Annotated in this window: 6 protein-coding genes and 1 pseudogene; all 7 read right to left on the bottom strand. The window is 56.1% G+C overall.

From position 1 onward, the window contains the following. Positions 1 to 174: 174 nt before the first annotated feature. Positions 175 to 1,413 carry a replication initiation protein RepC gene (gene repC, locus ACEN2J_RS17600; RefSeq protein WP_442107576.1) on the bottom strand — a complete coding sequence of 413 codons (1,239 nt, stop codon included), beginning with the start codon at positions 1,411 to 1,413 and terminating at the stop codon, positions 175 to 177. Positions 1,414 to 2,655: 1,242 nt separating this feature from the next. Further along, positions 2,656 to 2,913, bottom strand: a complete 258-nt coding sequence (locus tag ACEN2J_RS17595) for a WGR domain-containing protein (protein ID WP_442107574.1) — start codon at positions 2,911 to 2,913, stop codon at positions 2,656 to 2,658. A gap of 143 nt (positions 2,914 to 3,056) precedes the next feature. Continuing rightward, a complete protein-coding gene (locus ACEN2J_RS17590; protein WP_442107572.1) occupies positions 3,057 to 3,461 on the bottom strand; it encodes a single-stranded DNA-binding protein in 405 nt (134 codons plus the stop codon). 670 nt (positions 3,462 to 4,131) lie between these two features. Next, complete coding sequence (locus tag ACEN2J_RS17585) at positions 4,132 to 4,407, bottom strand: BRCT domain-containing protein (RefSeq protein ID WP_442107578.1); 276 nt, start codon at positions 4,405 to 4,407, stop codon at positions 4,132 to 4,134. A 123-nt stretch (positions 4,408 to 4,530) separates the two neighbouring features. Next, positions 4,531 to 4,998: pseudogene (locus tag ACEN2J_RS17580) on the bottom strand (exonuclease domain-containing protein); the annotation flags it as partial. 243 nt (positions 4,999 to 5,241) lie between these two features. Continuing rightward, complete coding sequence (locus ACEN2J_RS17575) at positions 5,242 to 5,682, bottom strand: hypothetical protein (RefSeq protein ID WP_442107570.1); 441 nt, start codon at positions 5,680 to 5,682, stop codon at positions 5,242 to 5,244. Then, positions 5,682 to 10,550 carry a DEAD/DEAH box helicase gene (locus ACEN2J_RS17570; RefSeq protein ID WP_442107568.1) on the bottom strand — a complete coding sequence of 1,623 codons (4,869 nt, stop codon included), beginning with the start codon at positions 10,548 to 10,550 and terminating at the stop codon, positions 5,682 to 5,684. The genes ACEN2J_RS17575 and ACEN2J_RS17570 overlap by 1 nt, the downstream gene beginning before the upstream one ends. Positions 10,551 to 10,627 lie beyond the last annotated feature (77 nt).

Below are 10,627 nucleotides of genomic sequence, written 5' to 3'. Positions count from 1 at the left end.
ACGACACGCCAACCTCAGTGGCCTCAAAACCGGCCAAGATGGTTGTCGCTCGCGGACAAGGTGGTTGACGCTCTACAAAACTGCCAACCAGCTTTCCTAAAACGCAGCCCAACATTGTGGATCGTGCAGGTGACGGATGGTTGCCGTAGGACATCCCTGAAAAGCGCATAATACTCAGCCGTTCCGTAACCTACTCAAGATTCCAATCAAAGAACCGTCGAGGTTTAGCTCACCTGCAGAAGCCTTTCGTGCGAAAGCCCGCAATGCGCCGCCGGGCGAATGAATGGGGCAAACAGGGTGATGGCGATTTTTGTCGATCACCAAAACAGCGATCGAGGCTCGCAGGTCTCCCATAATCTGGACGGCTTCATCCCAAGCTGACGGGTTGATGTGCAAATCAGGCAAAAGCATGATCGCGGCTTTGACCAAATCGAGCGGGTTTGGCAGCACTCTGTTCCCCTTCACCGCGTCCAAATAGAGTTTGAAATCCGGACCCGCGGCCGCATAAATCTGTCTGGGGGTGAAGCTGCTCGTGATTTCGGGCTTGTGGCCACGATATTCGGCTGCATACTTGTTTTCTAAGCTTTTTACCGTACTCATAGACGTGGTATTTTTTGATATGATTTCGGCTTGCTTGCTAGGTGCCTCCATTTGGATGCTGGAGGCATTACAAAGTTCAATCTCTTCTTCAATTGTATCTTGTATATATGGGCGGAAGGTATCTTCTGGCGTGCCGGAAGTTTTGGCCTGCAAAGACAGAAAATCATGCACGTCACTTAGCGTGTTCTCCACCGTAACAAGCAAGGCTGACAGCTTGGATTCGTCCATCCCATCATAGCGGCGGGGCAACTCCGTAAAACAATTGAGAGCCTCGGCGGTGCGATCAACAAGCGGTCCGATTTCGACAAGTTGCACAAGGGCCAATCTGAGCAGACGGCGGGCCGCGCTGCATTGGCGGCGTAAAGCTTGGCAACGTATCCGTGCGGCCTCCAAGGCGCGCCGCATCTCCAGCAACTCGTAAACGCGGCTTATGAGTGGTGCGAAGCTCAGGCCGTGAACAATGGCGCCCTTCGCATAAACTCCTCGATGACCATTGTCAGCGACGGTTTTAGTAATCAGCCCTGCTGCCGCAAACGCTGTCTCAGCGTCTCGAATAGCCTTGGTGGAACGATTGGCCTTTTCGGCAACAAACGTCTGGGCGGCATAACAAACTGCGTCTCTTGCGGGGTCGGTCCAATCACTTGGGGCGGTGAGGCTAATCATAGTGTCGAGTATATGGCGACGCGCATCCGAAAGGCCAAGCAATTGACCGACATCGCGCAGTAGCTCCTGAATATGAAAGCGCTGCATTGCCTCGGGCAACGCAGGATAGGTCTCATAATGGTTCAGCTGTCTTAAAGTTTGATATGTCATGATCCTCATCCTCGTTTTGGGGTGAGGCGGCAAAGGGCATAAAATCATCAATCGCACAGATGCGTTTTTGCTTGCTTGAATGTGAGGAGAGGTGCTAAAACCATGCATGAATACTTGTGCTTTTCGGGATTGGCGTCCCTAGGCTCTTTCCTCCCCCCCGTGATGGCAGCCGCCTCGCGGGGGTTTTCGTTTGTGGAGCTAGTTCTCCTTCGTTGATGGTTGATTGCTTAGCAGTCGGAAAATCTGGTTGACTTTTTGGCGGCTATCATTTGGCATATCGCAGCGACGTTACCGACTTTCAGTACGGTGCCCATGTTACGTGGTCGTTATTCAGATAATCTTTGGTTCGCATCGCGACCCCTCTCAGAGATCCGGCGAAGTTTGCGTAGCCAACGACTCCGTAGCCGCCACAATCTCCGGCGCTGTCACCGCCATTTACACACGCAACGATGGGCTCACGGCGGCCCCCCGTCGCGTCACCCAACCACGCGGGACCGCTTGCAAAGTTCGAACCATGCCAAGAGAACGCTCCAACGGCGTCGTATTTGCCTACTTTTGTGTGGTCGGTTACGGTTCGACCCTCGTTGCGCGAATAAGTCACATAGCGAATGACATGATAGATTTCGATCCCGTCGCGGTACTGCCTAATGTCAGGCGTCAAGCCATCCGCCCCAACATCTACCGTACCGATGATTGATGCGACTTGGCTGCTCATACCCATCGGGCAATTCCAAAGTTGCAGCGGTGGCTCGATTGGCCAAGGTGTAATGCGCCGTATCATAACAGCCTTTGCCGCGCTGCATTCCGCAGAAGGAGGAAAACCGCCTGCAAGGCAAAGTAGAATGGCGCAATCAATCGGGTAGGCTGACACGGGTTGCGCTACACCTGCCACGCCTGTCGCGATAGCCAATGCGGTGTATCTTAGATTGCGTCTCACAACAGCACCTCTATTTTGATCTTTTTATTCTAATTACATCTTTATAAATCTTTTGCAACCATTTGGGAAGCGCCACTCTTGCGTCTGAAATAGTGCCTTCGCATTAGGCGAATTCCAGTGCACCGATGCATTCTCTTTGAATGTACTCCATGTGCGACGGCCTAACCGTCCCGCAAGCTGACGGTCCCGCTCATCTAATGCATTTCACGCGACATTCTGAATGTTACCCTGCATCACCGTGATATTTGCAGAGTCTGGTTGCCCATCTGAATGTTAAAAAAGTGGATCAACCTCGTCACACCAACTTACGACTCATAGCCTTTGCGCCGCTTGGCCCGCGCTAGTTTCATCAGCGCGTTGATTGCTTGTCCTTCGTCAGGATGGGTCTCGATCAGCACTTGCCCGCGCGATCCGATCCGGCCCCACTCGCGGATAAGGCTCGCTTCGCCAAAGAGATTGGACATAATCTCCATCCGGTAATAGCGGCGCATGTTGCGCGCGAGATCAATGCGCCGCAGACGCAGCGACTTAGGAAATATTTCAGGTTGATCAATGATGGTCATCAATTGCGCCATTATCTGAAGTGAAACAATTCTAGCAGCCTGGCAGTCTTTCTGGAAGGTCTGATGGTGCGCCCCATGGGCGCCCTGTCAGATTTTGAGCCCGGCAGGTTTCCCCGCCGGGCCTTGGGGAGACCCCGTTCTTTTCAGAACGGGATCTCGTCATCGCGGTCGCCCAGCTCGGGGTCTTGACCCTCCGCCGACTTCGGGCGGCTGAGGAAGTCGACCCGTTCGGCGATGATCTCGCAGCCATAGCGGTCAGTGCCGGTCGCGTCGGTCCACTTAGTGTAGTGGATGCGGCCGTGGACGAGAACCTTCATGCCCTTTGCGCAATGCTCGGCGACGGTTTTGCCCAAGCCGTTGAAGCAGGTGATGCGGTGCCATTCGGTGTCCATGACCCGGTAGCCGTTCTCATCGCGCTGCACGCGGCCTTCCGACAGGCGCGGGCGGGAGGTGGCGAGAGTGAAGTTGGTGATCTGGGTGCCGCCTTGGGTGGTGCGGGCCTCTGGCTTTTGACCGATGTTGCCGGCGAGGATGACGATGTTCTGCATTTGAAGCTCCTGTGTTTCCTGTCGCTGGGACCGTCCCTTCGACAAGACCCGAAAGAAGTCTGTCGGGTGAGGCGTGCACGGTGGCATCTCAAGCCACCGGAAACCCCCAAAGGGCCGGGGTGGAGCGGGCAGGTGACGCGTTTCCAAAGAAACGCTAGCCAACACGGCCCGGACTGACGCGGGGTTGCGCGATTGAACCCGAACAGGCTTAGGGGATTGTCAGTCGAAGGGAGGACACCGGAGATAGGAGTGACCCAGGGGCCTTGCAGAACAGCGGCGTTCCATGCTGAAGCAACAGGGCTGAAGCTTGCGTTAGGGAAACCAACAGGAGGCAAATCATCTCGTTTTACTCGATCGTCGCATGCCTGAGATGTTCGGGAGGGGTGAAGCAAAACAGGAGCGAGCAAGGGGAAGGGAGAAATGGCAGCGGCAGAGCTGCAGCGGTCGAAGACAAGTTTTCGTCCGAGTGCGCGCAGGGCCCGATCATTACGAATGCGCCCCTATAAAAAGCAGTGGACCAAGCTGGTCGACCTCAAACCAATAGAAAGATCATCGGGAAGGATGTTTCCGTCGAGTTGGACCGTGTCGATTCTCAGAACCTTAGGACGGGCGAGGCACGATCGATTGCGCCTAGCATATGCTAAAACCCTAGGGCCGCCAGTGATTTAAGTCATGCCTCAAACGAATTCGCAACCAGCGTTTTGAATGCGCTCTCGCCCATGATCTTGATCTGGTGTCCAGCATCGCGCATCCCCTCCGCCTTGCGATGCTTGCTGCTTTTTGTGTGGCCCGCAAGGACGCTCAGGTCTTGGTCTCCCACGACCAAGTGCGTGGTTTGCTTGGTCACACCTGCTTTGACGTTCATGCCTGCGCTGGCGGCAAGATCGGCGGCTGCTTCGCGTGACATGCCGAGATTGCCTGTAAACACCACTGTGCAACCAGCCATCACGCCGTTTGCATTGCCAGTTCTGGTCTGCTTTGCCGTAAAGCGGGCCTTGGAGGCCGGAATGATCAGATGTTCGAACGGCATCGATAGATGGGCTTCGGCATGCAGCACGACCATGGCTGCCGCCCGGGCATCCTCGCCTGCGTCATGATGGTGAAACTGCAGGTTAAGGGTGCGTTTGAGGTTGGCAAGCCCGTGCCCGCCGTTCCCCTTCAACTCTGGCCATGCACGTCGGGCAATTATCACGCTGTCACTCCAGCGAAGATCCGGTGTGGGGAGGCCGCAAAAGCCACAGGCCGCATTCATCGCCTGTTTGTCGAAATTGCTGTGCTGGACAAGGTGATGCGTTGTCAGCAGCGGCAGCAGCAAACTCAGGGCATCAGGGAACCGGGGCGCATCGGCAACATGATCGGGGCCGATGCCGTGCAGTTGAATGTTGAATGGATCAAACCGGGTGCCGGGGTTGACCAGCATCGAGAAGGTTTGGATTTGGTTGTCAGGCTGAACGCAGGCCAGGCCGATCTGGCAAATGCTGGCCGCATCGCTGCAGGCGGTTTCGACATCCAAGGCGATGAAGCGGAAGCTTCCCATTGGAACCCGATGGGCATGGAAGAAATTGGGTCGGGCTGGGGCTTGGACAATTTGGGGAGTACGTTTGGCCAGTGCGACGGCTAGCGGCTGGTTTTGTTGAGGTGCCTCAGAGGAGCGACCGAAAAGCCAATCAAAAAGCGCCATATGAAAACCTCTCCAGAGAAAATCGTGACTGGCCGTGCGGTTCCGGCGTCAGTGCTGATTTCATAACATAGTTTAAGAGGCGGCTTACGGGATTGACGATCATGGAGTGCACCGCTTCGCCGTGTCGAGTGTGCTCGCGTAAATGAGGCAGGTTTCCATGTCGGCCAGACTGGATTCTATTCGGTCGTAGTCAGATTTCAGCGCGCGTGCGGCCGTAATGGTTTCATCGAAATCTGCTACCAGTTCTTTGTGTTTTTTTAGAAGTCCGTTGTAGTCGTCGACCAGCGTGTTGTGTTTCCGAAGCAACTTCTCTTGCGCATCAATGCATTCGGTGACGTTGGATTTGCAGGTGAAGCCCTCGTATCCACATTGGTAGCTGTCAAAACAGGCTGCATTGCTGTCGACACATTTGCCGCTGCTGGAGCAGACTTGCGCACCGTAATCAAGGCAGGCGGGTTGTTTTCCAAAGCTGCAAGAAAAATTCTGGCCGACCGCAGGGGAGGCAACTGTCAATGCCAACAGCAGGACCAGCAGGCGCATCACATCACCTCCAGTTTTGGCAGGGCACGGACAATCTCCATGGTCCGGAGGCTCACGGTGATGACGCGCTGGAACAGTTCCAGGGGGTAGGCCGGGTTGTTCATCGTTTCATTGGCGTAGCGGTTGGCGTCGTTTTCGATGCCGCTGGCTTTGTCGACCTTCACCACCTGGCGTTCCGTTACCCATTCCAACGCGGGCTTGCCGTTCACGACGTAATCGTAAGCCTCCACGGGCACATCCTGCATGGTGATGTTGGCGTTGTAGATGACGGTGGTCTTGTCCTTTTCCTTGCCCTTCTTGCCGAAAGCCCATTTGGTGACGCGGTAGAAGACCTCGGGGTTCTTGATGTCGGCCAGGCGCAGGTCGCCTTGCTTGATCGTGACCGGGTAGGGTTCGACGGTTTCGTAGTTCACATGCAGATCGCCGAGTTCGCGCCCCGCGCGGCTGAAGGCCCAGAAGTCGGCGGCGGTTTTCACGCGGGGGATGCGGGGCAGTTCCTTGGACAGGTTGTCGGCGTATTTCGCGCGGTAATCCTCGGAATGCAGCAGGCCGTAGACGTAATAGAACAGGTCTTCTTTGGTGATCGTCTCGCCGGGATAGGCGTCCTGGAAGTGCTTTAGGCCAGCGTCGGTGATGCCGTCGTTCCGGACCATTTCTTTCGGGCTATCTGCCCCCGCGAAAAGGTCGTTTTCCTCCGGAGAGTCATTGACCCCATACTTATAGAGCGGGAAAAATTCACTGCAATCAGTGCTGGCGAAATATAGACCAGGCATTCTTGCTGACATCAGAACCGAAAACTCGCCGCGAAATCCACGACTTGGAACGCCTATCGCTAGGTTTGGCGTTTCTTGATCCGGGAACAGGCTGGAAGTCCGATATGCACTCCAATTCAGCAAGCCATCGGTGAAAAGCCAAGATTTAACGAAAGGCCTAAAGTCCGAGAGAAAGATCCTGTTCTCGTCCGGCTGATATTTTCGCCCATCCTCTGCGGCCTTGCGGGTCTTCTGGCACCAGCTGAATTCTTTTGGATTGGTGCCCGTCGAGTCACTCCGCGCAGCATAGCTGTTATATGCGTCTGCTGCACGCGAGACGGTTTCCCAAAGAGCATTGCGAGAATGGTTGAAACACCACGCATCACGTGTCGTCTGCACACCGCGTGTGTGCATGGAAAAGAGAGTTGGTTCTGAGGTCTTTTTGTCCGAAGTCAGAATATAGTTTTGATACCCAGTGTCCCTCTGTCCGAGCCAATCATTGTGAAGATCGGGCTCTATGTTGCTCCATTCCCCGGCAGATGAAATTCCGCGGATGCTTGCGAAGTCACGGATGATCGCCAACTTCTGCTTCTGATCTAGGTAGTCCCCAATGTCATGGAAATGAATGCGTCCGTGCTCTGCCGCATCGGGATTCTTAACAAGAACGCTGATCGCCACCGGCGTGCGGGTGCCCTCACCGAAGACATTCCCCTTTTCTCTTCGGCGCTGTTCTCCAGAAGTGCGCGCATTTCCGCGTAAATGGAAAACGTAAAGATCTGAAAACTCGTCCTTGAGACACGCTCTCATTCCGTCGGCGGCGTTGCCATCGACCCAACCTGCGTTGCTCACATAGGCCATGACGCCTGCTCGACCAATCCGGTCGCTTGCCCAGCGAAACGCGCGAATATAGCTGTCGTAAAGTGCGCGCTTGTTCGTATTTTCTGACCGGGCGACGTAAGTGCGACGAATTCGTTCATCCAGTCCGGGATACTCGACGTTAGCATTGTCGTCGTTCGCGCTGCCCTGACCCGCCGAGTAAGGCGGGTTCCCCACGATCACACGGATATCCGTCGCCTTCTGCCGTTTCCGCCGTTCCGAGTTGTCGGGCATGTAGTGCGAGATCAGGTCGTCGCTTTCATACATCTGGAAGGTGTCGGTCAGGCAGATGCCCTCGAAGGGCACATACTCGCCGCCCTGCAGCCCGTGATAGACCGCCTCGATGTTGATCGCGGCGATGTAATAGGCCAGCAGCACGATCTCGTTCGCGTGGATTTCGTGGCGGAACTTGTGCTCCATCTCTTCGGGCGCGATCAGGCCGGATTGCAGCAGCCGGGTGATGAAGGTGCCGGTGCCGGTGAAGGGGTCGATGATGTGGACGCCGGGGGAGCCGAGGGTCTGGCCGAATTCGGACTGCAGCACCTCGTTTACCGAATGGATGATGAAATCGACGATCTCGACCGGGGTGTAGACGATGCCCAGCTTTTCGGTGGTGCGGGGGAAGGCGCGGCGGAAGAACTTGTCGTAAAGCTCCACGATTAGCTTTTGCTTGGCCTGAGGGTCAGTGATGCCCTGCGAGCGCATCTTGACGCTGGCGTAGAACTTTTCGAGGTCTTTGGATTCCTTATCGAGGTTGGACTCGTTCAGCACATCCAGCACGCGCTGCATGGCGCGTGAGACGGGGTTTTCGGCAGTGAATTTTTGGCCCTCGAACAGGGTCTCAAACACGGGGCGGGTGATGATGTGCTGGGCCAGCATCTCGATGGCGTCGCCCTCAGAAATGGTGTCGTTCAGATCGTCGCGCAACTCGGCGAGGAAGGCATCGAAGGCGCGGCGGGCTTCGGTGTCGGGGTCTTTCAGCAGCGCGGTCAGGCGGGTGATGTGGTTCTTGGCAATCTCGGCGATGGAGGTGGACCAGTCTTCCCAATAATCGCGGGTGCCGCATTTCTTGACAATCTTGGCCATGATGGCGCGCGAGAATTCGTCGATCGAGAAGGTCATTTCGGTCTGGCGGGATTCCGGGCCTTCGATGACATCATCGCCTTGGCCACCATTGCCAGCGCCAATACCGGAACTTGCCGCCTTGGTCTTGGTGGGCAGCTTGTCGACAACGGCGGTGACGGACCGAAGTTCTTCGGTGTCAGCGTTGATACCAACGATTTCAACTCGGTCCGAGATGTCTTGGCCGAGGGAGGCTTTGTTGATGGTGCTGTCAAAGCGTTCGTCATGGGCGCGCAGCGCATTTAGAATCTGCCAGACGACGCGGTAGCGCTCGTTGTCGGCCAGCGCTTGTTCGGGCGGCACACCGGCGGGGACGCCGACCGGCAAGATTACATAGCCCATTTTTTTCGTGTCGGTCTTTCGCATGACGCGGCCAACGGATTGCACCACGTCGATCTGGCTTTTGCGCGGGTGCAGGAACATGATCGCATCAAGGGCGGGAACGTCGACACCTTCGGAAAGGCAGCGCGCGTTGGTAAGGATGCGGCAGGTGTTTTCGCCTGCCTCCGCCTTGAGCCAATCCAGCAGAGCGCCGCGCGTTTTGGCGTTGAAGGTGCCATCGACATGTTCGATTTCGCACTGGAGGTGGGTGGATGGCTCATCGCTTTCGATCAGGCTGTCCTGGCCGAGGTATTCATCAACCACAGCGGTAAACTCGTCGCGGATCAGTTTAGAGCTGCGGATATCCTTGGCGAAGGCCAGCGCGCGCCGCATCGGGTGCGGATCGGCGGTTACATCGGCCTTGAGGTCAATTTTGGTCAGCGCCTTATAGCAGCCGATGATCTTGGTGGCGTCGTCCAGCACCAACTCGCTGCCCGCATCGCCGAGCCGCTTTTGCACCGCCGCGCTGACCAGCCCTTCGTCCATGGCCAGGACTATGACCTTGTAATCGGTCAGAAGGCCGTTTTGCACTGCCCAGCCGAAGCCGCGATAAAACAGCGTTTCGCCAAATAGGGCGGGGTTGTCCATCGAGGCAAGTTCGGCGCCAACCTCATCGGCCTTGCTGCGAACATTGTCGCCAAAGATCCGAGGCGTGGCGGTCATGTAAAGCCGCTTGCTGGCCTTCACATGGTCGTTGCTATGAATTTTGACGAAATTCGACTCTTCCTCGCCATCGAGGGTGGCACCGGTGGTGCGGTGGGCCTCATCACAGATGATCAGATCGAAGTCGGGAAGGCCTGCTTCCTGCGCACGGTTCAGGGTGACAATAGACTGATAGGTCGAGAAAATGACCGTCATACGTTCGGGGTCATCCTCGCCTGCCTTTGCCGCGACCTTGACGGGATCGGTGGTAGCTGGAAACGCCAGATCATGGATTTCTATTTCCGCGATGTCGTCCGTGCTTTTGCGGCGCTTACCGACATGGGCGTCAGAGCAGACTGCGAAGGCTCGGATCGGCGTTTCAGTGTCATTCGTCCATTCGCGAACCGTCTGGGACATCAGCGCCAGGGACGGCACCATGAACAACACGCGCTTGCCCTTGCCTGCGATGGCCTCAGCGATCTTCAGCGAGGTGAAAGTCTTGCCGGTGCCGCAAGCCATGATCATCTTGCCGCGATCTGCCAAGGCGAGGCCGCTGCTGACGTCAGTCAATGCGTCGCTCTGGTGCGGCATCAAGGTTTTCTTGGCAGCAAGTACGATTTCGCCGCGTGCCTCAAAGATCGTCCAGTCGATCTGGCTTTCGCGCAGATCGGTTAGCCCAATTCGCACAACGGGAATAGCCTGACCTCGGATCATCTCCTCAGCGTTCGCGCCCCACTCTTGCTCTGTCGTGTCGAGCACGACCCGCCTGCGAAACGGCTCCTTGCCTGAGGCGGAAATGAAGCTGTCGATGTGCGATTTCTGTATCCGGGTATCGGCGGCGTAGAATTTTGCCTGTATGGCTGCGAACCCGTCCTCGTTGCGCAGCTTGGCAACCAGATCAATCCCTACATCCTTGCCATCCCAGCCGTTGGCTTTTGCCCATTCCGACCAAGACCAGACCGCATCGTATTCTTCGGTCTGAACGGGGTCATTCAGGAAGAATGCCAGGCCGAGGCGTTCAAAGTAAGTGCCCTTTTCGCGCTCGGTGACAGCAGCATCGCGGTAGGACTGAAGGATTCGATCGATGGCAGTCATAAACACCCCAAGTAATACTTTTCATTAGCTTAACGATGAAACTTCCAAGCGGCGACCACAAAAAACTTTCTACCAAT

It is taken from the genome of Pseudorhodobacter sp. W20_MBD10_FR17 (assembly GCF_052119765.1).
Classification (GTDB): domain Bacteria; phylum Pseudomonadota; class Alphaproteobacteria; order Rhodobacterales; family Rhodobacteraceae; genus Pseudorhodobacter.
The sequence above is the reverse complement of the archived record's forward strand: the minus strand, read 5'-3'. Positions and strand labels throughout refer to the sequence as shown.

Excerpts from the sequence above, each read along its gene's own strand:
- repC (WP_442107576.1), bottom strand. The coding sequence starts at position 1,413 with ATGACATATCAAACTTTAAGACAGCTGAACCATTATGAGACCTATCCT.
- ACEN2J_RS17595 (WP_442107574.1), bottom strand. The coding sequence starts at position 2,913 with ATGACCATCATTGATCAACCTGAAATATTTCCTAAGTCGCTGCGTCTG.
- ACEN2J_RS17590 (WP_442107572.1), bottom strand. The coding sequence starts at position 3,461 with ATGCAGAACATCGTCATCCTCGCCGGCAACATCGGTCAAAAGCCAGAG.
- ACEN2J_RS17585 (WP_442107578.1), bottom strand. The coding sequence starts at position 4,407 with ATGGCTGGTTGCACAGTGGTGTTTACAGGCAATCTCGGCATGTCACGC.
- ACEN2J_RS17575 (WP_442107570.1), bottom strand. The coding sequence starts at position 5,682 with ATGCGCCTGCTGGTCCTGCTGTTGGCATTGACAGTTGCCTCCCCTGCG.
- ACEN2J_RS17570 (WP_442107568.1), bottom strand. The coding sequence starts at position 10,550 with ATGACTGCCATCGATCGAATCCTTCAGTCCTACCGCGATGCTGCTGTC.